25 protein-coding genes are annotated in these 24,512 nt (G+C 72.0%); 23 read left to right on the top strand and 2 right to left on the bottom strand.

Annotated features, from left to right (window positions below; translation table 11 throughout):
• Positions 1–16: 16 nt before the first annotated feature.
• The 17 genes from prfA (at position 17) to ACWGB8_RS00525 (ending at position 16,125) form a co-directional block, all read left to right on the top strand.
• Positions 17–1,093: a peptide chain release factor 1 gene (gene prfA / locus ACWGB8_RS00605; protein WP_452208773.1), complete on the top strand. Its 1,077-nt coding sequence runs from the start codon at positions 17–19 to the stop codon at positions 1,091–1,093.
• Positions 1,094–1,194: 101 nt separating this feature from the next.
• Positions 1,195–2,061, top strand: coding sequence for a peptide chain release factor N(5)-glutamine methyltransferase (prmC, locus tag ACWGB8_RS00600; protein ID WP_452208772.1), 867 nt, complete (start codon positions 1,195–1,197; stop codon positions 2,059–2,061).
• 87 nt (positions 2,062–2,148) lie between these two features.
• Entirely contained in the window at positions 2,149–2,796 is a 648-nt protein-coding gene (locus tag ACWGB8_RS00595) for an L-threonylcarbamoyladenylate synthase (protein ID WP_452208770.1), read from the top strand.
• A 29-nt stretch (positions 2,797–2,825) separates the two neighbouring features.
• Positions 2,826–3,467: an arsenate reductase/protein-tyrosine-phosphatase family protein gene (locus tag ACWGB8_RS00590; protein WP_452208833.1), complete on the top strand. Its 642-nt coding sequence runs from the start codon at positions 2,826–2,828 to the stop codon at positions 3,465–3,467.
• A gap of 124 nt (positions 3,468–3,591) precedes the next feature.
• Positions 3,592–4,884 (top strand): serine hydroxymethyltransferase, encoded by a 1,293-nt coding sequence (locus ACWGB8_RS00585; protein WP_452208768.1) that lies wholly within the window; start codon positions 3,592–3,594, stop codon positions 4,882–4,884.
• 162 nt (positions 4,885–5,046) lie between these two features.
• Positions 5,047–6,468 (top strand): MraY family glycosyltransferase, encoded by a 1,422-nt coding sequence (locus ACWGB8_RS00580; protein WP_452208767.1) that lies wholly within the window; start codon positions 5,047–5,049, stop codon positions 6,466–6,468.
• A gap of 308 nt (positions 6,469–6,776) precedes the next feature.
• The gene (locus tag ACWGB8_RS00575; protein ID WP_452208765.1) at positions 6,777–7,220 is read left to right on the top strand and encodes a hypothetical protein; all 444 of its coding nucleotides are present in this window, start codon (positions 6,777–6,779) and stop codon (positions 7,218–7,220) included.
• A gap of 285 nt (positions 7,221–7,505) precedes the next feature.
• The gene (atpB, locus tag ACWGB8_RS00570; RefSeq protein WP_452208764.1) at positions 7,506–8,318 is read left to right on the top strand and encodes a F0F1 ATP synthase subunit A; all 813 of its coding nucleotides are present in this window, start codon (positions 7,506–7,508) and stop codon (positions 8,316–8,318) included.
• Positions 8,319–8,408: 90 nt separating this feature from the next.
• Complete coding sequence (atpE, locus tag ACWGB8_RS00565; RefSeq protein ID WP_030302757.1) at positions 8,409–8,651, top strand: ATP synthase F0 subunit C; 243 nt, start codon at positions 8,409–8,411, stop codon at positions 8,649–8,651.
• Positions 8,652–8,685: 34 nt separating this feature from the next.
• Positions 8,686–9,249 carry a F0F1 ATP synthase subunit B gene (locus ACWGB8_RS00560; protein ID WP_452208762.1) on the top strand — a complete coding sequence of 188 codons (564 nt, stop codon included), beginning with the start codon at positions 8,686–8,688 and terminating at the stop codon, positions 9,247–9,249.
• Positions 9,246–10,061 (top strand): F0F1 ATP synthase subunit delta, encoded by an 816-nt coding sequence (locus ACWGB8_RS00555; RefSeq protein ID WP_452208761.1) that lies wholly within the window; start codon positions 9,246–9,248, stop codon positions 10,059–10,061. The genes ACWGB8_RS00560 and ACWGB8_RS00555 overlap by 4 nt, the downstream gene beginning before the upstream one ends.
• Before the next feature lie 148 nt (positions 10,062–10,209).
• Complete coding sequence (gene atpA, locus ACWGB8_RS00550) at positions 10,210–11,784, top strand: F0F1 ATP synthase subunit alpha (RefSeq protein WP_452208759.1); 1,575 nt, start codon at positions 10,210–10,212, stop codon at positions 11,782–11,784.
• Between the two features lie 32 nt (positions 11,785–11,816).
• The gene (locus ACWGB8_RS00545; protein WP_452208758.1) at positions 11,817–12,737 is read left to right on the top strand and encodes a F0F1 ATP synthase subunit gamma; all 921 of its coding nucleotides are present in this window, start codon (positions 11,817–11,819) and stop codon (positions 12,735–12,737) included.
• Positions 12,738–12,739: 2 nt separating this feature from the next.
• The gene (atpD, locus tag ACWGB8_RS00540) at positions 12,740–14,185 is read left to right on the top strand and encodes a F0F1 ATP synthase subunit beta (RefSeq protein WP_452208756.1); all 1,446 of its coding nucleotides are present in this window, start codon (positions 12,740–12,742) and stop codon (positions 14,183–14,185) included.
• Between the two features lie 184 nt (positions 14,186–14,369).
• Positions 14,370–14,753: a F0F1 ATP synthase subunit epsilon gene (locus ACWGB8_RS00535; protein WP_452208754.1), complete on the top strand. Its 384-nt coding sequence runs from the start codon at positions 14,370–14,372 to the stop codon at positions 14,751–14,753.
• A 148-nt stretch (positions 14,754–14,901) separates the two neighbouring features.
• Entirely contained in the window at positions 14,902–15,402 is a 501-nt protein-coding gene (locus ACWGB8_RS00530; protein ID WP_452208752.1) for a DUF2550 domain-containing protein, read from the top strand.
• A 150-nt stretch (positions 15,403–15,552) separates the two neighbouring features.
• Positions 15,553–16,125, top strand: a complete 573-nt coding sequence (locus ACWGB8_RS00525) for a cob(I)yrinic acid a,c-diamide adenosyltransferase (RefSeq protein WP_452208750.1) — start codon at positions 15,553–15,555, stop codon at positions 16,123–16,125.
• Positions 16,126–16,141: 16 nt separating this feature from the next.
• On the opposite strand, the gene ACWGB8_RS00520 is transcribed toward ACWGB8_RS00525, so the two are convergent.
• On the bottom strand, positions 16,142–16,729 hold the full coding sequence (locus tag ACWGB8_RS00520) for a hypothetical protein (RefSeq protein WP_452208748.1): 588 nt from the start codon (positions 16,727–16,729) through the stop codon (positions 16,142–16,144).
• A gap of 151 nt (positions 16,730–16,880) precedes the next feature.
• Between ACWGB8_RS00520 and ACWGB8_RS00515 the strand changes: the two genes are divergently transcribed.
• The 5 genes from ACWGB8_RS00515 to ACWGB8_RS00495 all read left to right on the top strand — a co-directional run bounded on the left by ACWGB8_RS00515 (position 16,881) and on the right by ACWGB8_RS00495 (position 22,891).
• Positions 16,881–18,104, top strand: coding sequence for a sensor histidine kinase (locus tag ACWGB8_RS00515; protein ID WP_452208747.1), 1,224 nt, complete (start codon positions 16,881–16,883; stop codon positions 18,102–18,104).
• Positions 18,101–18,754, top strand: a complete 654-nt coding sequence (locus ACWGB8_RS00510) for a response regulator (protein WP_452208745.1) — start codon at positions 18,101–18,103, stop codon at positions 18,752–18,754. The genes ACWGB8_RS00515 and ACWGB8_RS00510 overlap by 4 nt, the downstream gene beginning before the upstream one ends.
• Before the next feature lie 164 nt (positions 18,755–18,918).
• Positions 18,919–19,788: a 3-hydroxyacyl-CoA dehydrogenase family protein gene (locus ACWGB8_RS00505; protein WP_452208743.1), complete on the top strand. Its 870-nt coding sequence runs from the start codon at positions 18,919–18,921 to the stop codon at positions 19,786–19,788.
• Between the two features lie 366 nt (positions 19,789–20,154).
• Positions 20,155–20,502 carry an STAS domain-containing protein gene (locus ACWGB8_RS00500; RefSeq protein WP_452208742.1) on the top strand — a complete coding sequence of 116 codons (348 nt, stop codon included), beginning with the start codon at positions 20,155–20,157 and terminating at the stop codon, positions 20,500–20,502.
• A 142-nt stretch (positions 20,503–20,644) separates the two neighbouring features.
• Positions 20,645–22,891 carry an ATP-binding protein gene (locus ACWGB8_RS00495; protein WP_452208740.1) on the top strand — a complete coding sequence of 749 codons (2,247 nt, stop codon included), beginning with the start codon at positions 20,645–20,647 and terminating at the stop codon, positions 22,889–22,891.
• Between the two features lie 4 nt (positions 22,892–22,895).
• Here the strand turns inward: ACWGB8_RS00495 and nucS are convergent, their stop codons facing one another.
• Complete coding sequence (gene nucS / locus ACWGB8_RS00490; protein WP_452208738.1) at positions 22,896–23,555, bottom strand: endonuclease NucS; 660 nt, start codon at positions 23,553–23,555, stop codon at positions 22,896–22,898.
• A gap of 547 nt (positions 23,556–24,102) precedes the next feature.
• Here nucS and ACWGB8_RS00485 point away from each other — a divergent pair.
• Positions 24,103–24,495 (top strand): SCO5389 family protein, encoded by a 393-nt coding sequence (locus ACWGB8_RS00485; RefSeq protein WP_452208736.1) that lies wholly within the window; start codon positions 24,103–24,105, stop codon positions 24,493–24,495.
• The last annotated feature ends 17 nt before the right edge of the window (positions 24,496–24,512 follow it).

Here is a 24,512-nt window from a genome sequence, read left to right as displayed (position 1 = left end):
GAAGAAGGCCCACGCCATGTTCGAGGCAGTCGAAGAGCTCCTCGTCGAGCACGCCGACCTCGAAACGAGGCTGGCCGACCCGTCCGTCCACGCGGACCAGGCCAACGCCCGCAAGCTGGCCAAGCGCTACGCCGAGCTGACCCCGATCACCCGGGTGTACCGGGCCTGGCGGCAGGCCGGCGACGACATCGAGGCCGCGCGCGAACTCGCCGCCGAGGACCCGGACTTCATCGCCGAGGTGAAGGACTCCGAGGCCCGCCGCGAGGAGCTGACCGAGGAGCTGCGGCTGCTGCTGGTCCCGCGCGACCCGAGCGACGACAAGGACGTCATCCTGGAGATCAAGGCGGGTGAGGGCGGCGAGGAGTCCGCGCTCTTCGCCGGCGACCTGCTCCGGATGTACCTGCGCTACGCGGAGCGGGTCGGCTGGAAGACCGAGATCATCGACTCCAACGAGTCCGACCTCGGCGGCTACAAGGACGTCTCGGTGGCCGTGAAGACCCGCGGCAGCACCGAGCCCGGCCAGGGCGTCTGGGCCCGCCTCAAGTACGAGGGCGGCGTGCACCGCGTGCAGCGCGTCCCCGCCACCGAGTCGCAGGGCCGCATCCACACCTCCGCGGCCGGCGTGCTGGTCACCCCCGAGGCGGAGGAGGTCGAGGTCGAGATCGTCGCCAACGACCTGCGGATCGACGTCTACCGCTCCTCCGGGCCGGGCGGCCAGTCGGTCAACACCACCGACTCCGCGGTCCGGATCACCCACCTGCCGACCGGTATCGTGGCGTCCTGCCAGAACGAGAAGAGCCAGCTGCAGAACAAGGAGCAGGCGATGCGCATCCTGCGTTCGCGCCTGCTGGCCGCCGCGCAGGAGGAGGCCGAGCGGGAGGCGTCCGACGCCCGCCGCAGCCAGGTCCGCACCGTGGACCGCTCCGAGCGGATCCGCACCTACAACTACCCCGAGAACCGGATCTCGGACCACCGCACGGGCTTCAAGGCGTACAACCTGGACCAGGTCCTGGACGGCGAGCTCACCCCGGTGATCCAGTCCTGCGTCGACGCCGACGCCGCCGCCAAGCTCGCCGCGGCCCAGCAGAGCTGAGACCCGGCGGGCCGGCCGCGGAGTGCCGGGCCCTGAAGAACTGAGCCGAGCGCGACGGCCCCGGGCGAACGGCCGGAGCGCGGAAACAAGAGGTCGGACGGATGAACCTGCTGCTCGCCGAGGTGGCCCAGGCCACCCAGCGGTTGGCCGCGGCCGGCGTGCCGTCGCCGCGCTTCGACGCGGAGGAGCTCGCCGCGCACGTCCACGGCGTCAAGCGCAGCCAGCTGCACACCGTGCCGGACGCCGACTTCGACGCCCGCTACTGGGAGGCCGTCTCGCGCCGCGAGGCCCGCGAACCGCTGCAGCACATCACCGGGCGGGCGTTCTTCCGCTACCTGGAGCTGGAGGTCGGCCCCGGCGTCTTCGTGCCCCGCCCGGAGACCGAGACGGTCGTCGAGTGGGCCATAAACGCCGTCCGCGACATGGACGTGGCCGAGCCGCTGGTGGTCGACTTGTGCACCGGCTCCGGCGCCATCGCGCTCGCCCTCGCCCAGGAGCTGCCGCGCTCCACCGTGCACGCCTTCGAACTCGACGAGGGCGCGATGCAGTACACCCGCCGCAACATCGCCGCCAGCAGCGACCGGGCCCGGGTCACCCTGCACGCCGGCGACGCCACCCGCGCCTTCGAGGCCGACCGCTCCTGGGACGGCCGCTTCGACCTGGTCATCTCCAACCCGCCGTACATCCCGCTCACCGAGTGGGAGTACGTCGCCCCGGAGGCCCGCGACCACGACCCGCAGATGTCGCTGTTCTCCGGCGAGGACGGCCTCGACACCATCCGCGGCATCGAGCGGGTCGCCGCCCGCCTGCTGCGCCCGGGCGGCGCCGTGGTGATCGAGCACGCGGACACCCAGGGCGGCCAGGTCCCGTGGATCTTCAACGAGGAGGGCGGCTGGACCGACGCCGCCGACCACCGCGACCTCAACAACCGTCCGCGGTTCACCACGGCCCGCCGGGCCTCGCTGTGAACGGCCGGCGCCGCACCACCGCCCGCAGGGCGTCGCTGTGAACGCCCGCGACGACGAGATGACCCGTTCCGGAAGGGGACCGCACCGATGAGCCGCCGCTACGACTGTGCCGATGCAGGGGACCGCGCCACCGGTCTGCGGGAGGCCGCCTCCGCCATCCGCCGGGGCGAGCTCGTCGTGCTGCCCACCGACACCCTGTACGGGGTCGGCGCGGACGCCTTCTCGCCGGACGCCGTCGGCGCCCTGCTGGCCGCCAAGGGCCGGGGCCGCAACATGCCCTCGCCGGTGCTGGTCGGCTCGCCCACCACCCTGCACGGCCTGGTCACCGACTTCTCCGAGCAGGCCTGGGAGCTCGTCGACGCCTTCTGGCCCGGCGGCCTCACCCTGGTCGCCCGCCACCAGCCCTCGCTGCGCTGGGACCTCGGCGACACCCGCGGCACCGTCGCCGTCCGGATGCCGCTGCACCCGGTCGCCATCGAGCTGCTGAACGCCACCGGCCCGCTCGCCGTCTCCAGCGCCAACCGCACCGGCGGCCCCTCCCCGGCCACCTGCGACGAGGCCCAGCAGCAGCTCGGCGACGCAATCTCGGTCTACCTGGACGGCGGCCGGGCCGACCACGCCACCGCCTCCTCGATCGTCGACGTCACCGGCAAGGTCCCGGTCCTGCTGCGGGCCGGCGCGATCAGCGTCGAGCAGCTGAGGGAGGTCGTCCCCGACCTGGAGGCCGGCAGTTGACGGCCGCCTCCCTCCATGCCGGGCCCGGCATGTCGCCGTACCTGAGCGTGGGCCCGAGGCCCCTGGACCACTTCCGGATCCTCTTCGTCTGCACGGGCAACATCTGCCGCTCGCCGATCGCCGAGCGGCTCACCCGGCGTGAGCTGGACACCCGGCTGAGCCCCCGGGTGGCCGGCCGCATCCTGGTGGAGAGCGCCGGCACCTGGGGCCACGAGGGCGCACCCATGGAGGACCACGCCGCCACCGTGCTGGACGAGTACGGCGCCGACAGCGGCGGCTTCACCGGCCGCGAACTGCTCGACGAGCACGTGGTCGAGGCCGACCTGGTGCTCACCGCCACCCTGGACCACCGCGCCCAGGTCATCTCGATGGGCCACGAGGCCGGGCTGCGCACCTTCACGCTGAAGGAGTTCACCCGGCTGGTGCGCACGATAGACCCGGGCACCCTGCCCGACCCGCGGCGCGGCGCCGACGTCACCGAGCGGGCCCGCGCCCTGGTCCGGGCCGCCGCCGCGCTGCGTGGCTGGCTGCTCGCGGCCACCCCCGAGTCGGACGAGGTCGACGACCCGTACGGCGCACCGATCGGCATGTTCCGCAACTGCGGCGAGGAGATATTCCACGCCGTGGACCCGGTGGTGACCGCCCTCACCGGAGTGCCGGCGAGCCGCTGACGGGGCCGCCCGGGTGGACCGGCCACGCGTCGGCAGGACGGTCGCGCCGCCCGGTCCTACGCTGGAAACCCCCCAGCCTTCGGCCGGAGGTGCCCCCACAGCCGACGCCGCCCGGGAGCCCGCCATGACCGTCCTCGACACCCCGACCGGCTCCACCCCCGCGACGGCCTCCTGGCAGCCCGGGGACGCGCTGCACCGCGCCGACCCCCAGCTCGCGGACCTGCTGTCCGCCGAGGCCGAACGGCGGTCCGAAACGATCCAGCTGCTGGCCGGGGAGAACCGCACCAGCCCGGCCGTCCTGGCGGCGCTCGGCGGCCCGCTGGTCGACAAGTACGCCGAGGGCTACCCCGGCCGCCGGCACCACACCGGCTGCGCGCTGGCCGATGCCGCGGAGCTGCTGGCGATCGACCGGGCCCGCGCCCTGTTCGCCGCCCCGCACGCCAACGTCCAGCCCCGCTCCGGCACTTCGGCGATGCTCGCGGCGTACGCGGCGCTGCTGCGCCCCGGTGACGTGGTGCTGTCGATGTCCCTCCAGCACGGCGGACACCTCTCCTGCGGCTCGCGGGCCAACTTCTCCGGCCGCTGGTTCGACTTCGTCGGCTACGGCGTGCGCGAGGCGGACGGCCTGGTGGACCTCGACCAGGTCCGCGAACTGGCCCGCCGCTACCGTCCGAAGGCGATCATCGCCGGCGGCATCTCCTACCCGCGCCACCTCGACTGGGCGGCCTTCCGGGAGATCGCCGACGAGGTCGACGCCTACCTGATCGCCTCCGCCGCGCAGACCACCGGACTGGTCGCGGCCGGCGTGGCGCCCTCCCCGGTGCCGTACGCCGACGTCACGGTGGCCGCCACCCACAAGCTGCTGCGCGGCCCGCGCGGCGGGCTGCTGCTGTGCACCGCGGAACTGGCCGAGCGGATCGACCGCGCGGTGTTCCCGTTCAGCCAGGGCGGCGCCGCGATGCACGAGGTCGCCGGCAAGGCCGTCGCGCTGGCCGAGGCCGCCACCCCCGAGTACCGGGCCTACGCGCACCGCACGGTGGCCGGGGCGCGGGTGCTGGCGGCCGGGCTCGCGGCGGCCGGGATGCTCCCCATGACCGGCGGCACCGACACCCACCTGGTCACCGCCGACGTCTCCCCGCTGGGCCTCAGCGGCGCCGAGGCCGAGCGCCGCTGCGCCGCCGCCGGACTGATGCTCGGCAAGTGCGCACTGCCGTACGACACCGCTCCGCCGTCGGAGACCTCCGGGATCCGGCTCGGGACGGGTACCGTGACCACCCAGGGCATGGGCGAGAACGAGCTCGCGGAGATCGCCGCACTGATCGCACGCCTGCTCACCGGCGGTGCCGACGCCCGGACCGACGCCGCGACCGGCGCCCGGGTCCGGGAGCTGGCCCGGGCCTTCGCGGGCCGCCGGTAGCGGTGGGCATCCCCGGTTCCTACCCGGTAGGGCGAACCGCGATGCACACCCCCGGCGTCCGACTCAATAAGGTGTGTGCCGTGGCCACGCACCTCGAACCCCGGAAGCACGCGGACGTACCTGTCGTACGCACCCGCCGGACTGTGACGCTGGAGGCCAGTGGTGCGTGAGTACCTGCTCGTGCTGTTCTGCACCGCGGCCGTCACCTATCTGCTGACCGGGCCCGTGCGGAAGTTCGCCATCGCGGCCGGCGCAATGCCGCCCGTGCGCGCCCGCGACGTGCACCGCGAGCCCACGCCGCGGCTCGGCGGCATCGCCATGTTCGGCGGCCTCTGCGCCGGCATCCTGGTCGCCTCCCAGCTGGACAACCTCAGCAAGGTCTTCGCCCAGGGCACCGACATCCGGGCGCTGCTCTCCGGCGCCGGGATCATGTTCGTGCTGGGCGTGCTGGACGACAAGTGGGGCGTGGACGCCCTGGTGAAGCTCGGCGGCCAGATGATCGCGGCCGGCGTGATGGTGTGGCAGGGCGTCACGGTGATCACCCTCCCGGTGCCCGGCGCCGACTTCGGCACGCTCGCGGTCAGCCCGACCCAGGGCATGGTCATCTCGGTGACGCTGGTCGTCGTGATGGTCAACGCGGTGAACTTCATCGACGGCCTCGACGGCCTGGCCGGCGGCATGGTCTGCATCGCCGCGGCGGCCTTCTTCCTGTACTCCTACCGGCTCTGGTACGGCTACACGATCACCGACGCCGCCCCCGCGGTGCTGTTCAGCGTGCTGCTGATCGGCATGTGCCTGGGCTTCCTCGCGCACAACATGCACCCCGCGCGGATCTTCATGGGCGACTCGGGCTCGATGATGCTCGGCCTGATGCTGGCGGTCGCCGCGATCTCCATCACCGGCCGGGTCGACCCGGACCTGCTGCAGAACGAGACCGGTTCGCAGACCGCCACCGTGCACGCCCTGGTGCCGATCTACATCCCGCTGCTGCTGCCGCTGACCGTCATCGCGCTGCCGCTGGCCGACCTGCTGCTCGCCGTGGTGCGCCGCACCTGGGCCGGCCAGTCGCCGTTCGCCGCCGACAAGCGCCACCTGCACCACCGGCTGCTCCAGGTCGGGCACTCGCACAGCCGCGCCGTACTGATCATGTACTTCTGGGCCGCGCTGATCGCGTTCGGCACCGTCGCGTTCTCGGTCACCGACACCGGCCGCACGGTCATCCTCACCCTGGTCGGGCTCTGCCTGGTCGGCCTGGTGGTGCTGCTCACCCCGCGGTTCCGCCCGCGGGCCCCGCACGCGGTGCAGGCCTTCGTCCCGCCGCGCTACCGCCGCCGGGCCGTGCGCGCCGCCGCCGCGCAGCGCGCCGCCGCGAAGGCCGCCGCGAAGAGCGCACCGGAGCCGCAGGAGGCGCACGCTGCGCAGGACGTGCAGGACGCGGTGCCGACCGAGGCCGCCGGGAGCGCGAAGGCCGCCCGGAACGAGCCGATGGCGGAGCTGTCGGCCAAGGACAAGGAGCTGCTGGGCCGGCTGGGCGACGGCTCCTCCGCGGTCGGCGGCCGGGGCCGGGGGACCGGCCGGCACTGAGGGCGGACACCCGGAACGGGTACCTGATGCGCCGTCAAGCCCCTTCACCCGCTTGGTGGCACGATTGGACCATCGGTGTGACAGGTGCCACACGTCCATGGTAAAGCTCTCATCAAATAGTTTGTGATACCGTTCACGAGTACCGAGAACACGCCGAAAGACCTGACAGGTGGAGGACTTCCGTCCCCGGTCGGTCTCCCCCGCAGGCCCGCCGCTGAGCGGCCTCCGGTGAGCCTCTCGGTCCGGTGCCACCCACCGCCGTCTGTGCCCGTCCCCCGCCACATCGACATGCCGCCGGAGCTGCCGACATGCCGTCCAACGACGCCCGGATCCTCCGAGGCGCCGCGATTCCCACTGCGGTCGCCGGATTCATCGCCATGGCGGTGTCCTTCGCCGTCGCAGGGACCAAGGGGCTGCTCGGCTCGCTGTTCGGCATGCTGCTGGTGATGGCGTTCTTCACCTTCGGCCAGGTCGCGCTCGACCGGCTGACCAGGAACAACCCGCACATCCTGATGGCCGCGGCGCTCCTGGTGTACACGACGCAGATCCTGCTGGTGGGCATCGTTCTCGCGGTGTTCAAGGACACGGAACTCTTCAACCGCCAGGCGTTCGCCTTCACGCTGCTCGGCTGCGCTCTGATCTGGACCGGCTTCCAGGTGCGCGGTGCGCTGAAGGCCAAGATGTTCTACGTCGACCCCGACGCCTCCGAAAACAAGGGCGACAAGCCTTCCGACTCGGGACGTCAACAGTGACCACCCCCCACTGTCCTCCCAACGAGGGGGGCGGTGTTTATGCCGCACTGACGGGCTGCTATCGTCCGTCGCAACAGCGGAATACGGGAAGAGGCCTGGTCTGTCCGGACGACGGACGGATCGCCCCCCGGGTCCGCGAAGTCTTCGATGATCCCTCGGCGGTGCACCGCACGGCCGTGCGGGGTCGGCGAGAAACCCATCAAGTTCCAGTGCCGCTCCGTGGTCGCAGGCCACGCCGACACACCGAGGTTGCCGTAACCATGCGTCACGACGAAGGAGTCCGTGGTGAGTGCTGAACTCACGTCCCTCGCCTCAGGCAGTTGCCACTTCGGGGACGCTGGCTGCGGCTTCCCGGCCCCGGGCCTGAACGAGTTCCAGTTCGAGCCGATCTTCACGATCGGCAGCGTCGAGTTCAACAAGCCGATGCTGCTGTCGATCATCGTCTCGATGCTGGTGGTCGGCTTCTTCTGGGCCGCCTTCGCCAAGCCGCGCCTGGTCCCCGGCAAGCTGCAGCTGGTCGGTGAGATCGGCTACGACTTCGTCAAGCGCTCCATCGTGCTGGAGACGATCGGCAAGAAGGGCGAGAAGTACGTCCCGATGCTGGTCTCGATGTTCTTCTTCGTCTGGCTGATGAACATCATGTCGATCATCCCGTTCGCCCAGTTCCCGGTGACGGCGGCGATCGCGTTCCCGGCGGGCCTCGCGCTGGTCGTCTGGGTCACCTACATGGGTCTGACCTTCAAGAAGCACGGCTTCGTCGGCGGTCTGAAGAACCTCTGCTGGCCCTCGGGCATTCCCGGTTGGGTCATGTTCATCCTGGTGCCGATCGAGTTCTTCTCGAACATCTTCGTGCGCCCCTTCACGCTCGCGGTCCGAGCCTTCGCGAACATGTTCGCCGGCCACCTGCTGATCGTGATGTTCTCCATCGCCTCCTGGTACCTGCTCAGCCCGACCCTGGGCGCGCTGTACGGCACCGCCTCCTTCGTGGTGGCCGTCGGTCTGACCGCCTTCGAGCTGCTGGTCCAGTTCCTGCAGGCCTACATCTTCGTGATGCTGGCCAGCAGCTACATCGCCGGTGCCCTGGAAGAGGCGCACTGAGCCAGGGGCCCACGGCCCTCCTGAACCACCCCCGGAACGCCCGGTGGCCAATCACCACCGGTACACCATCCCCGCAAAGGACACATTGCAATGAGCATGCTCGCTGAGGTCGGCGTCTACGGTTCCGTCGCTTCCATCGGCTACGGCCTCGCCGCGATCGGCCCCGGCATCGGCGTCGGTCTCATCTTCGGTAACGGCGTCCAGGCCATGGCCCGCCAGCCCGAGGCCGCCGGTCTGATCCGCTCCAACATGTTCATCGGCTTCGCGCTGACCGAGGCCCTCGCCCTCATCGGCATCGTCATGCCGTTCGTCTTCGGCCAGGGCCCCAAGTAATCCCCGCCGTAGATCTTTCGAGGAAGGTCCAGATATGAACATCGCGGCTCAGATCGCGCAGGAGGAGGGGGAGATCATGAACCCCCTGCTCCCCGCGTGGCCCGAGGTCATCATCGGCCTGATCTGCTTCTTCATCGTCTTCGGCATCCTCGGCAAGAAGCTCCTGCCCAGCATCGAGAAGGTGCTGGCGGACCGCCGGGACGCCATCGAGGGCGGCATGGAGCGGGCCGAGGCCGCGCAGGCCGAGGCTCAGGCCCTGCTTGAGCAGTACCGCGCCGAGCTCGCCGAGGCGCGCCACGAGGCCGCCAAGATCGTCGAGCAGGCTCGCGAGCAGGGTGCCGCCCAGCTCGCCGAGATGCGCGAGGAGGGCCAGCGTCAGCGCGAGGCCATCGTCGCCGCCGGCCACGCCCAGATCGAGGCCGACAAGAAGCAGGCGACTGCCGCCCTGCGCCAGGACGTGGGTTCGCTGGCCTCCCAGCTGGCTTCCCGCATCGTGGGTGAGTCCCTGGAGGACTCCGCCCGGCAGAGCGGCGTGATCGACCGCTTCCTGGACGAGCTGGAGGCCAAGGCCGCCGCTGCCCAGGGCGCGGCCAAGTGATCGGCGCCAGCCGGGAGGCCCTCGCGGCCGGGCGGCAGAACCTGGAGAGCCTGACCGACTCCACCTCGGTGGACGCGGCCAAGCTGGCCGAGGAGCTCACCGCCGTCACGGTCCTCCTGGACCGTGAGGTGTCGCTCCGCCGCGTGCTGACGGACCCGTCGCGGTCCGGCCAGGACAAGGCCCAGCTGGTGTCCACGCTGCTGACCGGCCAGGTCTCCGGCGAGACCGTCGACCTGGCCTCCGGCCTGGTCCGCGCCCGCTGGTCGGGCCCGCGCGACCTGGTCGACGCCGTCGAGGAGCTGGCCGCGTACGCCGAGGTCATCGCCGCCGACAAGGCCGGTGCCCTGGACGACGTCGAGGACGAGCTGTTCCGCTTCGGCCGGGTCACCGCCGGTTCGCACGACCTGCGGGGCGCGCTGACCGAGCCCAAGGCCGGTACCGCCGCCAAGGCGGCGCTGGTGACGAAGCTGCTCGGCGGCCGGGCCAACCCGGTCACCGTCCGCCTGGTCGCCACCCTCGTCACCAACCCGCGTGGCCGTAGCCTTGAGCAGGGACTCGATTCCTACTCGAAGCTCGCCGCGGCGCGGCGCGGGCGCGTGGTGGCCCTGGTCAGCACCGCGGTGCCGCTGTCGGACGGCCAGAAGGAGCGCCTGTCGGGTGCTCTGGGCCGGATGTACGGCCGCCAGGTCCACCTGAACATCGACGTCGACCCCGAGGTCGTCGGCGGCGTCCGGGTGCAGATCGGCGACGAGATCATCGACGGCACCGTGTCGAGCCGCCTCGAAGGCGCTCGCCAGTCGCTCGAAGGCTGAGCACAGCACATCCGACCCTCGGTCGGGACCCGGCTCCACCGGAGCCGGCAAATCGTACGGCCGGTTCGAAAGACCCGGCCGAGAGTCGAATACTTGCGGCCCTCAATGGCGGGCCGAGGATCGCAAACTAGGAGAGCAGGGAAGCCTGATGGCGGAGCTTACGATCCGTCCGGAGGAGATCCGGGACGCGCTGGCCGACTTTGTCCAGTCGTACCAGCCGGACGCCGCCTCTGTTGAAGAGGTCGGCACGGTCACCGAGGCCATGGACGGTATTGCCAAGGTCGAGGGTCTGCCCTCGGTCATGGCCAACGAGCTGCTGAAGTTCGAGGACGGCACGCTCGGCCTCGCGCTGAACCTCGACACCCGCGAGATCGGTGTCGTCATCCTCGGTGAGTTCGGCGGCATCGAGGAGGGCCAGACGGTGCGCCGCACCGGCGAGGTCCTCTCCGTGCCGGTCGGTGACGGCTACCTCGGCCGTGTCGTCGACCCGCTGGGCAACCCGATCGACGGTCTGGGCGACATCGCCTCCACCGGTCGCCGCGCCCTGGAGCTGCAGGCCCCCGGCGTCATGGTCCGCAAGTCGGTCCACGAGCCGATGCAGACCGGCATCAAGGCCATCGACGCGATGACCCCGATCGGCCGCGGCCAGCGCCAGCTGATCATCGGTGACCGCCAGACCGGCAAGACCGCCGTGGCGATCGACACGATCATCAACCAGCGCGACAACTGGCGCTCGGGCGACCCGAAGAAGCAGGTCCGCTGCATCTACGTCGCCGTGGGCCAGAAGGGCTCCACCATCGCGTCCGTCCGCGGCGCCCTGGAGGAGGCCGGCGCGCTGGAGTACACCACCATCGTGGCTGCTCCCGCCTCCGACCCGGCCGGCTTCAAGTACCTCGCCCCGTACACCGGCTCGGCCATCGGCCAGGAGTGGATGTACGACGGCAAGCACGTCCTGATCATCTTCGACGACCTGTCGAAGCAGGCCGAGGCCTACCGCTCCGTCTCCCTGCTGCTGCGCCGCCCGCCGGGCCGCGAGGCCTACCCGGGTGACGTCTTCTACCTGCACTCCCGCCTGCTGGAGCGCTGCGCGAAGCTCTCCGACGAGCTGGGCGCCGGCTCGATGACCGGTCTGCCGATCATCGAGACCAAGGCCAACGACGTCTCGGCGTACATCCCGACCAACGTCATCTCCATCACCGACGGCCAGTGCTTCCTGGAGTCCGACCTGTTCAACGCCGGCATCCGCCCGGCCGTGAACGTCGGTATCTCGGTGTCCCGCGTCGGTGGCTCCGCCCAGATCAAGGCCATGAAGTCGGTCGCCGGCCGCCTTCGCCTGGACCTGGCCCAGTACCGCGAGCTGGAGGCCTTCGCCGGCTTCGGCTCCGACCTGGACGCGGCCTCCAAGGCCCAGCTGGAGCGCGGTGCGCGCATGGTCGAGCTGCTGAAGCAGGGCCAGTACCAGCCGTTCCCGGTCGAGGAGCAGGTCGTCTCCATCTGGGCCGGCACCACCGGCAAGCTGGACGACGTCCCGGTCGCCGACATCCGCCGCTTCGAGCGCGAGTTCCTGGAGAACCTGCGCCTGCAGCACAAGGACCTGCTGGCCGGCATCGTCGAGACGGGCAAGCTGGAGGACGGCACGATCGACGCGCTCACCAGCGCGATCGGCGCCTTCAAGCAGGGCTTCACCACCGCCGACGGCAAGCTCCTCGGCGAGCAGGCCTGAGTCCGGTAGCGAGGGAAAGGACGTAACGACCCATGGGAGCACAGCTTCGGGTCTACAAGCGCCGGATCCGCTCTGTCACCGCGACGAAGAAGATCACCAAGGCGATGGAGATGATCTCCGCGGCGCGCATCGGCAAGGCGCAGCGCGCGGTGGCCGCCTCCACTCCGTACGCCGATGAGCTCACCCGGGCGGTGACGGCGGTGGCCACCCGGTCCAACGCCAAGCACCCGCTCACCACCGAGAACCCGAGCGCCACGCGTGCCGCCGTCCTGCTGATCACGGCGGACCGCGGCCTGGCGGGCGGCTACTCGTCCAACGCCATCAAGGCGTCGGTCGCGCTCACCGCGCGCCTGCGCGCCGAGGGCAAGGACGTGGTGACGTACATCGTCGGTCGCAAGGGCCTGTCGTACTACACCTTCCGCGACCTCGCGGTGGGCAACTCGTGGACCGGCTTCTCGGACAAGCCGACCTACGGGGACGCGAAGGCCGTGGCCGCCGAGCTGATCGAGGCGTTCACGACCGAGACGGAGACGGGCGGTGTGGACGAGCTCCACATCATCTCGACGAAGTTCGAGTCCATGCTGACCCAGACCGCGGTCGACGCCCGGCTGCTGCCGCTGAAGCTGGACGACGTCCAGCTCAGCGACGACAAGCCGGCGAAGGCGGAGATCTTCCCGCTGTACGACTTCGAGCCGTCGGCGGAGGGTGTCCTGGACGCGCTGCTGCCGCGGTACGTCGAGAGCCGGATCTACAACGCGCTGCTGCAGTCGGCCGCCTCCGAGCACGCCGCCCGCCGCCGCGCGATGAAGAGCGCGACGGACAACGCCGGCGAGCTCATCAAGTCGCTCACGCGGCTTGCCAACTCGGCCCGTCAGGCCGAGATCACCCAGGAAATCAGCGAGATCGTCGGTGGCGCCAACGCGCTCGCTGACGCGAGCCGCGGGAGCGAATGAGTATGACTACCACTGTTGAGCCGACCACGGCGACGGGCCGCGTCGCGCGGGTCATCGGCCCGGTCGTCGACGTGGAGTTCCCCGTCGACGCGATTCCGAACATGTTCAACGCCCTGCACGTCGAGGTGGACAACCCCGACGGCTCGGGCAAGAAGACCCTGACCCTTGAGGTCGCCCAGCACCTCGGCGACGGCCTGGTCCGCGGCATCTCGATGCAGCCGACCGACGGCCTGGTCCGCGGCGCGCAGGTCTCCGACACCGGCGCGGCCATCTCGGTGCCCGTCGGCCAGATCACCAAGGGCAAGGTGTTCAACGCCCTCGGTGAGGTGCTGAACGTCGACAAGGCGGAGTTCGACTCCCAGGTCGAGGTCCGCTGGCCGATCCACCGCAAGGCCCCGAACTTCTCCGAGCTTGAGTCGAAGACGGAGATGTTCGAGACCGGCATCAAGGTCATCGACCTCCTCACCCCGTACGTCCAGGGTGGCAAGATCGGTCTGTTCGGTGGTGCCGGTGTCGGCAAGACCGTTCTGATCCAGGAGATGATCTACCGCGTCGCCGAGAACTTCGGTGGTGTGTCGGTGTTCGCCGGTGTCGGCGAGCGCACCCGTGAGGGCAACGACCTCATCCACGAGATGGTCGACTCGGGCGTTCTGGACAAGACCGCGCTGGTCTTCGGCCAGATGGACGAGCCGCCGGGCACCCGTCTGCGCGTGGCCCTGTCCGCGCTCACCATGGCGGAGTACTTCCGTGACGTCGAGAAGCAGGACGTGCTCCTCTTCATCGACAACATCTTCCGGTTCACCCAGGCCGGTTCCGAGGTGTCGACCCTGCTCGGCCGTATGCCCTCCGCGGTGGGCTACCAGCCGAACCTGGCCGACGAGATGGGCCTCCTGCAGGAGCGCATCACCTCGACCCGCGGTCACTCGATCACCTCGATGCAGGCGATCTACGTCCCCGCGGACGACCTGACCGACCCGGCGCCGGCCACCACCTTCGCCCACCTGGACGCGACCACCGTTCTGTCGCGCCCGATCTCGGAGAAGGGCATCTACCCGGCCGTCGACCCGCTGGACTCCACGTCCCGCATCCTCGACCCGCGGTACATCGCGCAGACCCACTACGACACGGCCGTCCGTATCAAGGGGATCCTGCAGAAGTACAAGGACCTCCAGGACATCATCGCCATCCTCGGTATGGACGAGCTGTCCGAGGAGGACAAGGTCACGGTGCACCGTGCCCGCCGCATCGAGCGCTTCCTCTCGCAGAACACCTACGTGGCGAAGCAGTTCACCGGCGTCGACGGTTCGACCGTGCCGCTGTCGGAGACCATCGAGGCCTTCAACTCGATCGCGGACGGCAAGTACGACTCCGTCCCGGAGCAGGCCTTCTTCATGTGCGGTGGCATCGACGACCTGGAGCGCAACGCCGCCGAGCTGGCCAAGAAGTAATCGCGGCCGGTAGCAGCTGAGTGACCGTGAGGGGTGGCCCCCGAGCCTGGGGACCACCCCTCGTGTCGCATCGGCTGTGATTCCGGTCAAATCCGTGCCGCCGGTTTCATTCCGGGGGCGCGGGCCCGTTATTCTTACCGAAACTCCCGAGTAATCGGGCGTTGCATGAGCCTAGGAGCCCACGTTGGCTGAGCTGCACGTCGAGCTGGTCGCAGCCGACCGCAAGGTGTGGTCCGGTGCGGCCACCATCGTCGTCGCCCGTACGGCCTCCGGCGACACCGGCATCATGCCGGGTCACACCCCGGTGCTGAGCGTGCTGGAGACCGGTCCGGTCACCATCCGCACGGTGGACGGCGGCACCGTGATCGCTGCCGTGCACGGCGGCTTCATCTCCTTCGCCGACAACAAGCTGTCTCTGCTCGCGGAGATCGCCGAGCTGGCGGACGAGATCGACGTCGCCCGTGCCGAGCGCGCGCTGGAGAACGCGAAGGCCGAGCTGGACGCGCACGCCGAGCGGCGCGCCGAGGTGCGCCTCTTCGCGGCGCGCGGCCTCAAGGCCCACGCCTGAGCATGCCGGACCCCGCAACGGCGGGGTCGACCGACGGTCCCGGGGACGCCTGAGCGTGACCCCGGGACTGTCGTATCAGTTGGTAGGTCGATGCGGTCGCTTGATACGACCGCTACGGGGAACGCAGGTAGCGAGGAGGTAGGTGAGCATGGTCCTCGCCCTTGTGGTGTGTGCGGCGGTCGTGGCGCTGGGAGTGATCGGCCTGGTGGCCTTCGCGGTACGCCGGCGCGTCATCCAGCGCGTGGGCGGCACGTTCGACTGCAGCTACCGCCTCAAAATGCCCGCGGACGCCTCCACGCAGCCCGACCTCGACGAGAACGGCCAACCCACCTCGGCCCCGGTCCCCCAGACCGACGGCAAGGGGTGGGTTTTCGGTATCGGCAGGTACAGCGGCGACTCCATCGAGTGGTTCCGGGTCTTCTCGTACGCGCCGCGGCCGCGCAAGGTGCTGCCGCGCCGGGAGATCGAGGTCCTCGGCCGCCGCTATCCGCAGGGCCAGGAGGAGCTGGCCCTGCTGTCCGGCTCGGTGGTGCTGCGCTGCCTGCACAACGGCGCCCCGCTGGAGCTGGCGATGAGCGAGGACGCGCTGACCGGCTTCCTGGCCTGGCTGGAGGCCGCCCCGCCCGGGCAGAGGGTCAACGTCGCGTAGCGGCGAGACCCTCGGGGTGGGGGTCCCCCCGGCCGGAGGTTGGGGGAGGTCAACGTCGCGTAGCGGCGAGACCCTCGGGGTGGGGAAGGCCGGCCCGCGGAGCGGCCGGCGAGGTTAACGCCGCCTAACCGCGCGGCTAGGCTTGGCCGCATGGTCAATCTGACGCGCATCTACACCCGCACCGGCGACGACGGCACCACCGCGCTCGGCGACATGAGCCGCACCAGCAAGACCGACCCCCGGCTGGTCGCCTACGCCGACACCAACGAGGCGAACGCCGCGATCGGCGTGGCCGTCGCGGCGGGGGAGCTGCCCGAGGACGTGGTCGCGGTGCTGACCCGGGTGCAGAACGATCTCTTCGACGTGGGCGCCGACCTGGCGACCCCGGTGGTCGAGGACCCGAAGTACCCGCCGCTGCGGGTGATCCAGTCGTACATCGACCGGCTGGAGGCGGACTGCGACACCCACCTGGAAGCCCTGGAGAAGCTGCGCAGCTTCATCCTGCCCGGCGGCACGCCCGGCGCCGCGTACCTGCACCTGGCGTGCACCGTGGTGCGGCGGGCCGAGCGGGCCACCTGGGCGGCGATCGAGGTGCACGGCGACTCGGTCAACCCGCTCACCGCCAAGTACCTCAACCGGCTCTCCGACCTGCTGTTCATCCTCGCCCGGACGGCGAACAAGGAGCGCGGCGACGTCCTCTGGGTGCCCGGCGAGAACCGCTGACGGCCCCGGACAGGGCCTACGCGTCCTGCGTCTCCTGCGCGGCGACCGGGCGGCCGTCCACGACCAGGACGCCGGCCGGCGCCTCCTTGGGCCAGACCGAGTAGCAGGCGGCGACGATCGTGTTGATCACCGCGGCGAGGCCGAGCCGCCAGTACCACTGGGTGAAGGCCTCGGTGCCGGGGGCGTCGGAGAACACCTTCAGCGCGGTGATCAGCGCGATGGTGATCCCGGCCGAGGTGACCGTGCGGCGGCAGATCTGCCATTCGTAGCGGGTCCGCTCGCGGCCGTACTTCGGCGCGGGCAGCGGCTTGGGGCCGTCGGCGAAGCGGTGCAGGAAGTGCCTGTCGGCCCAGCGGACGACGGACGGCCCGTAGCCGACCGAGAAGCCCAGGTAGCTCGCGGCGAGGGCGTGGGTCCAGCTCGCGGTGGCGCCGCCGCGCAGGTCCAGCAGGGTGAGCAGGAACAGCGCGAGGTCGATCACCGGCAGGCCGACCAGCAGCACGGTGCTGGCCGTGCGCCACCGCAGCAGGTAGCGGGTGGCCAGGCCCGCGGCGAGGACGATCCAGAAGGCGACCTCGGCGGCGAGGATCAGGGTGACGATCATGGTGGTGCTCCTCGGCGTTCGGCGGTGCTCCCAGCCTCCCGTGCGCGCGGGCGCCGGTCGTCGTCGCGGGTGCCGAGACGGCGCTGCATCTTTCGATGTACCCGGGATCGTTCCCGGCGGCGGTGCCGCGGGGCGGCCCCGGGATGATGGGATGGGGCCCGTGCCCAGACCGAAACCGCTCACCCCGCGCCAGGAGGACCGCACGATCGCCCTCGTCGGGCTGGTCGGCGGCCTGCTGCTGATCGCCTTCGAGGTGTACGACAACGCCACCGGGGTCCCGCAGTGGGTGGTGGTGCTGCCGCTGCTGGCCTTCGTGGGGCTGTCGCTGATCCGCCGGACCCACCCGGTCTGGACGGCGTCGCTGGGCGGGGTGGCGTTCGTCGCCAACATCTTCTGCGGCGCCCTGATCGCCGGGATCCTGCTGTACACCGACCTGCTGTACGCCGCGGTGGTGCACGGCCCGCGGCGGATGTCGCGGATCCTGAACCTCACCGGGATCGCCTCGGTGGTGGTGCTCTCCGGGCTGACCTTCGTCTACGGGAAGTTCGGCGCCGCGCTGTCGGTGGTGGCGATCGGGGGGACGATCTTCCTCGCCCCGGTGTGGACCGGCGACGTGGTCCGCCGGCACCGCGACGAGGCCGAGGCCGAGCGGCTGCGGGCCGAGCAGACCGCGCTGCTCTCCGAGATGGACCGGCGCGAGGCGGTGGTCGCCGAGCGCTCCCGGATGGCCCGGGAACTCCACGACGTGGTGGCCAACCACCTGTCGGCCATCGCGATCCACGCCACCGGCGCCCAGTCGCTGGCCCGCCGTCAGCAGCGCCCGCAGGACGACCCGCTGGTCGAGGTGCTCGGCGTGATCCGGGAGAACAGCGTCCAGGGTTTGGCCGAAATGCGCCGGATGATCGGGCTGCTGCGCGACAGCGGCGGGGGCGAGGTCGACGAGTCGTACGCCGCGCCGGACCTCGCCGCGGTGGACGCGCTGCTCGCCAAGGCCCGGGCCGCGGGGGCGGATGTCGGGCTGGCGTTCGAGCTCGTCGAGGAGGGCGAGCGCGGCGAGCTGGCCGCACCGGTCGGCCTCGCCGCGTACCGGATCGTGCAGGAGTCGCTGACCAACGCGCTGAAGCACGCGGCGCCGGGGCCGGTGCGGGTGCGGGTCGCGTACCGGCCGGAGGCGGTGGAGATCGGCGTCGACAGCGCGTACCGGCAGGACGGCGGCCGGGCGCTGCCGGGGGCGCGGGCCGGGCTGGTCGGCATGCGGGAGCGGGTCGGGCTGCTGGGCGGCAGCTTCGAGGCCGGGCCGCGCGGGGAGTGCTGGAGTGTGCGCGCGGTGCTGCCGCGCGCCCTGGTGACGGAGAAGGGCGGGAGCCGGGCATGACGATCCGGGTGCTGGTGGCGGAGGACCAGGCGGCCGTGCGGGCGGCGCTGGTGATGATCCTGCGCGCCGAGGAGGACCTTGAGGTGGTCGGGCAGGCCGCCAACGGGGAGGAGGCGGTGCGGCTGGCGCTTGAGCTGCGGCCCGACGTCGTCCTCATGGACGTCCAGATGCCGCGGCTGGACGGCGTCTCGGCGACCCGCGAGGTGGTCGCCGCCGGGGCCGCCCAGGTACTGGTGCTGACCACCTTCGACCTCGACGAGTACGTCTACGGAGCGCTGCGGGCCGGGGCGGCCGGCTTCCTGCTGAAGGACCTGGAGGCGGAGGCCCTGGTCGACGGGATCCGGACGGTCGCCCGCGGGGACGGCATGCTGGCGCCCTCGGTGACCCGGCGGCTGATCGGCGCCTTCGCCCGCCCCGAGCGCCGGATCGGCCCGGAGGCCCGGGCCGCGGTGGAGGCGCTCACCCCGCGCGAGCGGGAGGTGCTCGGCTGCATCGGCGCCGGGCTGTCCAACGGGGAGATCGCGGGCCGGCTGGCGATGGCCGAGGCGACCACCAAGACCCACGTCAGCCGGATCCTCGCCAAGCTGGAGCTGCGCAGCCGGGTGCAGGCGGCGATCCTCGCCCAGGACCTGGGGCTCTCGGCGGGCTGAGGGCGGCGCCCCGGGCGCAGATCACACTCTCAGGTGGCTCCGCGGACGGCCCCCGGGCACTAGAGTCCCGCGCAGGAGCGACGCGGCTCGTGCGGGTGACCCCTGCCCGGAGCCGCCTTCAGGCCCCGCCCGGCAGGGCGGCGACGGCACCGGGAGACCCAGCCATGAGCAACGTGTCCAGCAAGCAGCAGATCGCCGTGATCGGCGCCGGGCTGATGGGGGCGGGCATCGCCCAGGTCTCGGCCCAGGCCGGCCACCCGGTGGTGCTGCGGGACGTCACGGAGGAAGCGCTGCAGCGCGGCCTCGCGGGCATCCGGGCCTCGTACGACAAGTTCGTCGCCAAGGGCAGGCTGGCCGCCGAGGACGCCGAGGCGGCGCTGGCCCGGATCACCACCACCACCGACCTGGGCGCCGTCGCCGAGGCCGACATCGTGGTCGAGGCGGTGTTCGAGAAGCTGGAGGTCAAGGAGGGCGTCTTCCGCGAGCTGGACAAGCTCGCCAAGGACGGCGCGGTGCTCGCCTCCAACACCTCCGCCATCCCGATCACCCGGATCGCGGCCGTCACCGGGCGGCCCGAGTCGGTCGTCGGCGTCCACTTCTTCTCGCCGGTGCCGATGATGAAGCTGGTCGAGCTGGTGCGCGGCTACAAGACCAGCGACGCGACGCTGGCCACCGCCCGGGCGTTCGCCGAGGGCGTCGGCAAGGAGGTCGTGGTGGTCAACCGCGACGTGGCCGGCTTCGTCACCACCCGCCTGATCACCGCGCTGGTCGTCGAGGCGGCCAAGCTGTACGAGTCGGGCGTCGCCACCGCCGAGGACATCGACACCGCCTGCCGGCTGGGATTCGGCCACGCCATGGGCCCGTTGCAGACCGCCGACCTGACCGGCGTGGACATCCTGCTGCACGCCGCCCGCAACATCTACGCCGAGACCCAGGACGAGAAGTTCGCCGCCCCCGAGCTCATGGCGCGCATGGTCACCGCCGGTGACCTGGGCCGCAAGAGCGGGCGCGGCTTCTACGGCTACGAGGGCTGAGCACCGCCCGGGCCGGTGCCGCACGGCCCGCCCGCCCCGGCGGGCCGCGCGGCCGGCGCACCGTACGGCCCGCCGGACGGCGCTTGGTGAGTTTCCTCACGCCGGGTGCCGCAAGCGGGTGATTTGGGCGGTAATCGAGCGTAGGTGTGGGGAGTTACTGCGTATATTCCCTCGGACGAGTGAAGTTGCTTCAGATCTGGCCGAAACCAGCAACCTCCGGACCTGGTGCACCGTCAGATGAGGGGGAGCCCGGCATTCCGCCGGGGCCCGGGCGCGGGGCGCACCGCCCGCCCGGAGGCACACCGCACGACCGGATCCCGAGCAGCCCGTACCGGCCGAGCCGGCTTGCAGGCGGAGGAGGAGAGCATGCGCATCACCGGCGACCAGAGGGCGCTGGCCATCGAGGGCCGCCTCGACGTGCGCACGGCCGCCGACGCCAGGGCCCGCCTGCACCGCGCGGTCGACGGCGGCCGGGGTGACCTCGTGCTCGACCTGGGCCGGCTGGAGTCCTGGGACGCCACCGGGCTCGGCGTGATCATGGGCACCCACCGGCGGGCCGGCCGGCTCGGCCGCCGGCTCGTCCTGCGGGCCGTCCCCGCGCAGCTGCAGCGCCTCCTGGTGGCCACCCGGCTGCACCGCATCCTCGCCGTCGAGGGAGCCGTCTCCGAGCCGCTCGGCGCCACCCTCCCGGCCCTGGGACCCGTCCTGCCGTAGCGCGCCCCGGCGCCCGTGCCCGGCCGCTGCACCCGCAGCGGGCGGGACCGCGCTGTGCCCGGACCCGGGGATGTGCAAGAGTCTGCCGTCAGGAAGCGGTCGGAACCGGGCGGACCGCAGTCGGCAGGGGGCGGAGCGGAACGTGGGACAGCCATCGGGTGAGTTCCGGCAGGAGGGTGCGCGCACCCGCAGCGGGGAGCTGGTCGCCGGCGGGCTGCTGGTCGCCATCGGCACCCCGGAGGGCTCGGAGGCGCGCCCCTGCCCCGAGGAGTGGCGCCCCAGACCGCGCCGCACCGGACCCGGCGGGCCCGCCCGCGGCGCGTCCGGCGGCGACCGCGCGGTGGGGCCGCTCGCCCTCGGCGCGGGCCCGGCCGACCTGCCGCTGCTCGACCGCGAGGCCGACATCGCCCAACTGCTCGGCCTGCTCGCCGAGGGCCGCTCGGTCCGGCTGGTCGGCCAGGCGGGCTCGGGCCGCAGCGCCCTGCTGTCCGCCGTCGCCGAGGCCGCCGCGGGCCTCGCCCCGGACGGCGTCGTCCGGCTCTGCGGGCACCGCCGCACCGCCGCCGACCTGGTCCAGGACCTGTTCGCCGCCACCCACCACGCGCCCGGTCACCGCCCCGACCCCGGCGCCGCCGCCCAGCACCTCGCCGCGATCGGCGCGATCGTGGTGATCGACGGGGTCGAGCCGGTCGGCGAGGAGCTGGAGCAGCTGCTCGCCGCCGCCCCCGACTGCGCCTTCCTGATCTCGGTCGCCCCGGACACCCCGCTGCAGACGCCCGGTTCCCGGCTCCAGGACCACCTGGTCGCCGGCCTCTCCCGCTCCGCCTGCCTGGCGCTCACCGCCCGGCTGGCCGGACGGGCCCTGGACGAGGCGGAGAAGGCCTGGGCGGTCGACCTCTGGTTCGAGTCCGAGGGCCTGCCGCTGCGCTTCGTCCAGGCCGCCGCCCTGCTGCGCCAGCGCGACGTCGCGGTGGACGCCCTGGTGGCCGCCGAGGAGGACCGCCACGACGTCTTCGGCACCGTCGACGAGCCCGTCCGCCACCCCGACCCGGCGGTCCGCGAGAGCGCGCTGCGGCGCACCGTGCCGCTGCCCTCGGTGGCCGAGAGCGCCGCTCCCGCCGTCCGCCTCGCCGAGGGCCTGAGCGAGCCCGCCCGGGCCGTCCTGCGGCTCGCCGTCGCGCTCGGCGGAGAGTGCCCGACGGCCCCGCACCTGCCCGCGCTGATCGACGTCGGCCAGGGCGAGAGCGCCCTGCACGAACTCGCCGACTGCGGCCTGGCGGTGTCCATCGGCGGCCACCACCGGCTCACCGCCGGCGCGCTGGAACTGCTCGCCCCGCACTGGCCGGCCCGCACCAGCCTCGACGGCGCCGCCGAGCACTTCGCCTGGTGGGTCGGGCACACCTCGGTCTCCACCCGGCAGATCGCCGCCGAGGCCGAGGTGGTGATCGGCGTGCTGCTCGCCGACCGGGCCGCCGGCCGCCACCAAGACGTGCTGCGGCTGGCCAGGGCCGCCGCCCCCGCGCTGGCGCTCGCACTGCGCTGGGGGGCCTGGGAGCGGACCCTCCAGCTCGGTCTGGAGGCCGCCCGGGCGACCTCCTCCGGGGTCGACGAGGCTTGGTTCCACCACGAGTTGGGCGTGTACGCGATCTGCGTCCAGTCGCCCGCCCGGGCCACCGTCGAACTGGAGGCCGCGCTCGCCCTGCGGGCCGCCCTGGGCGAGCCGCGCGGGGCCGCCCCCGCCCGCCGGATGCTGGACCTGCTGCGCGCCGAGGGCCGTCAGCTGCCCGCCGCGCCCGCCGACCCGCAGTCGGGCCGGCGGCCCGTCATCCGGGCCATCGCGCAGGTGCCGTGGCGCTTCAAGACCACCCCGCGGCTGCGCCACAACCGGCGCACCCTGATCGCCGCCTCGGCGGCGGTGGCCGCCCTCGGGGTGCTCGGGACGGCGGTCGCGCTCAGCGTCTCGGCCCAGGAGGGGGAGAAGCGGACCGACGACCGGCGGGTGTCCCGCAACGACGGGGCCTTCCCGCCGGGCGGCCTGCCGGCCCCGCGCCCCGGCAGCAGCAGCCCCGCCGCGGCGACCGGCGCCACCGCCGCCCCGGAGCCGGACCCGGCGACCACCGGGCCGGGTGCCTCGATGACCAGCGGTTCGCCGTCGCCCTCGCCGTCGGCGTCCACCAGGAAGCCCACCAAGTCGCCCACGGCGACGGCGAGCAGCGCACCGCCCACGACCACCGGGCAGCCCCCGCAGCCCACCGAGCAGCCGAAGCCGCCCCAGCCGACCCAGTCCTCGACCGGGCCGACCACGCCGACGGGTTCGCCGACGTCGGCGAACCCGACGAGCCCGTCGCCGACCTCGACCACCAGCCCGTCGACTCCGTCGCCGACCTGAGGGATCAGAAGAGCTTGAGCTTGTCGTCGTCGATGCCGCGCAGCTCGTCGTAGTCCAGCACCACGCAGCCGATGCCGCGGTCGGTGGCCAGCACCCGGGCCTGCGGCTTGATCTCCTGCGCGGCGAAGACGCCCTTCACCGGGGCGAGCAGCGGGTCGCGGTTGAGCAGCTCCAGGTACCGGGTCAGCTGCTCGACGCCGTCGATCTCGCCACGCCGCTTGATCTCGACGGCGACGGTGGCGCCGTCCGCGTCGCGGCAGAGGATGTCGACCGGGCCGATCGCGGTCGGGTACTCGCGGCGGATCAGCGACCAGCCGCTGCCGAGCACCTCCATCCGGTCCGCGAGGAGCTCCTGGAGGTGCGCCTCGACGCCGTCCTTGATCAGCCCCGGGTCCACCCCGAGCTCGTGGGACGAGTCGTGCAGCACCTCCTCCAGCGTGATGATGAGCTTCTCGCCGGCCTTGTTCTCGACTGTCCAGAGCCCGTCGGCCTCGCGCAGCGAGCACGGCGGGGACATCCAGTTGAGCGGCTTGTAGGCACGGTCGTCGGCGTGGATGCTGACGCTGCCGTCGGCCTTGACCAGGATGAGCCTGGTGGCGGAGGGCAGATGGGCGGAGAGCCGACCGGCATAGTCGACTGAGCAGCGGGCAATTACGAGACGCACGGTCGACCACGCTAGCCCACCGGGGCCAGTTGATGCGATTCCGCGACGGTCGGGTGAAGAACCCGCGAACCCCGCGAACATGGAGGTTCGGCGGTCCCGCGCAAACCCGTGCGCACTCTGGCGCCCTCACCCCGGGATCGCTACGCTGTGTGACGGCACGCTTGCGGGGAGGCTGTCAACGGGGATGGAGACGTCAGATGAACGATCCGACAGGATCCGGCCATTCTGGTGCAGGGGGGCGGATTTCCGGAGCAATCCACAGGATTGGCCGCTCCGGCCCACCAATCGCTGCCACGCTGTTGTGAGCGGGAGCTCGCTCTGCGTGCTGTCGCCCCGCGCGGTGCCGACTCCACCCCGTCCGACGGCGTACCGGACAGCCCGCGCGTCCACCCTCACCGTTCGAGCACGTGCCGTACGTCCGGCGCGTGAGTGGTTCCAGTACCTCCCGAGCACGTCCAAGCACCTTCAGCACGGCATCCACACCCTCAGCACGGACACACGCACGACCACCCGCGCGCCGCTCGGGTGGACCGCGAGAGGAGAATCCATGTCGCTCGACGTCTCACCGGCCCTGCTGGACAAGGCCGAGCGGGGCGAGGTCGACGAGCGGGAATTCGTCGACTGCGTCCGCGTCTCGCTGCCGTACGCCTGGGAGCTGATCAGTTCGCTGGTCGCCCAGGCGAAGGTCGACGGCACCGACTTCGCCGACAACCACGTGCCGCCGCCCAGCGAGCAGGCCCGCGGCCAGCTGCTGCGCGCCCTCGCCAGCGACGCGATCCGCGGTGCCCTGCAGCGGCACTTCGGCGTCCGGCTGGCGTTCCAGAACTGTCACCGGGTGGCGGTGTTCCTGCCGTCGGGCGCCAACGAGGCGCGCTTCGAGCGGTTCACCTCCGTCCGCGAGCAGTTGCTCAACCAGTCCGAGGAACTGCGGGACTGCTGACGGCCCGTCGGGCCGCT

This window comes from Kitasatospora sp. NPDC054939, from assembly GCF_053610105.1.
The sequence above is the reverse complement of the archived record's forward strand: the minus strand, read 5'-3'. Positions and strand labels throughout refer to the sequence as shown.

Bases quoted from the DNA above. Each gene is read 5' to 3' on its own strand.
- prfA (WP_452208773.1), top strand. From the start codon at position 17: ATGTTCGAGGCAGTCGAAGAGCTCCTCGTCGAGCACGCCGACCTCGAA.
- prmC (WP_452208772.1), top strand. From the start codon at position 1,195: ATGAACCTGCTGCTCGCCGAGGTGGCCCAGGCCACCCAGCGGTTGGCC.
- ACWGB8_RS00595 (WP_452208770.1), top strand. From the start codon at position 2,149: ATGAGCCGCCGCTACGACTGTGCCGATGCAGGGGACCGCGCCACCGGT.
- ACWGB8_RS00590 (WP_452208833.1), top strand. From the start codon at position 2,826: ATGTCGCCGTACCTGAGCGTGGGCCCGAGGCCCCTGGACCACTTCCGG.
- ACWGB8_RS00585 (WP_452208768.1), top strand. From the start codon at position 3,592: ATGACCGTCCTCGACACCCCGACCGGCTCCACCCCCGCGACGGCCTCC.
- ACWGB8_RS00575 (WP_452208765.1), top strand. From the start codon at position 6,777: ATGCCGTCCAACGACGCCCGGATCCTCCGAGGCGCCGCGATTCCCACT.
- atpE (WP_030302757.1), top strand. From the start codon at position 8,409: ATGAGCATGCTCGCTGAGGTCGGCGTCTACGGTTCCGTCGCTTCCATC.
- ACWGB8_RS00560 (WP_452208762.1), top strand. From the start codon at position 8,686: ATGAACATCGCGGCTCAGATCGCGCAGGAGGAGGGGGAGATCATGAAC.
- atpA (WP_452208759.1), top strand. From the start codon at position 10,210: ATGGCGGAGCTTACGATCCGTCCGGAGGAGATCCGGGACGCGCTGGCC.
- ACWGB8_RS00545 (WP_452208758.1), top strand. From the start codon at position 11,817: ATGGGAGCACAGCTTCGGGTCTACAAGCGCCGGATCCGCTCTGTCACC.
- atpD (WP_452208756.1), top strand. From the start codon at position 12,740: ATGACTACCACTGTTGAGCCGACCACGGCGACGGGCCGCGTCGCGCGG.
- ACWGB8_RS00530 (WP_452208752.1), top strand. From the start codon at position 14,902: ATGGTCCTCGCCCTTGTGGTGTGTGCGGCGGTCGTGGCGCTGGGAGTG.
- ACWGB8_RS00525 (WP_452208750.1), top strand. From the start codon at position 15,553: ATGGTCAATCTGACGCGCATCTACACCCGCACCGGCGACGACGGCACC.
- ACWGB8_RS00520 (WP_452208748.1), bottom strand. From the start codon at position 16,729: ATGATCGTCACCCTGATCCTCGCCGCCGAGGTCGCCTTCTGGATCGTC.
- ACWGB8_RS00515 (WP_452208747.1), top strand. From the start codon at position 16,881: ATGGGGCCCGTGCCCAGACCGAAACCGCTCACCCCGCGCCAGGAGGAC.
- ACWGB8_RS00510 (WP_452208745.1), top strand. From the start codon at position 18,101: ATGACGATCCGGGTGCTGGTGGCGGAGGACCAGGCGGCCGTGCGGGCG.
- ACWGB8_RS00505 (WP_452208743.1), top strand. From the start codon at position 18,919: ATGAGCAACGTGTCCAGCAAGCAGCAGATCGCCGTGATCGGCGCCGGG.
- ACWGB8_RS00500 (WP_452208742.1), top strand. From the start codon at position 20,155: ATGCGCATCACCGGCGACCAGAGGGCGCTGGCCATCGAGGGCCGCCTC.
- ACWGB8_RS00485 (WP_452208736.1), top strand. From the start codon at position 24,103: ATGTCGCTCGACGTCTCACCGGCCCTGCTGGACAAGGCCGAGCGGGGC.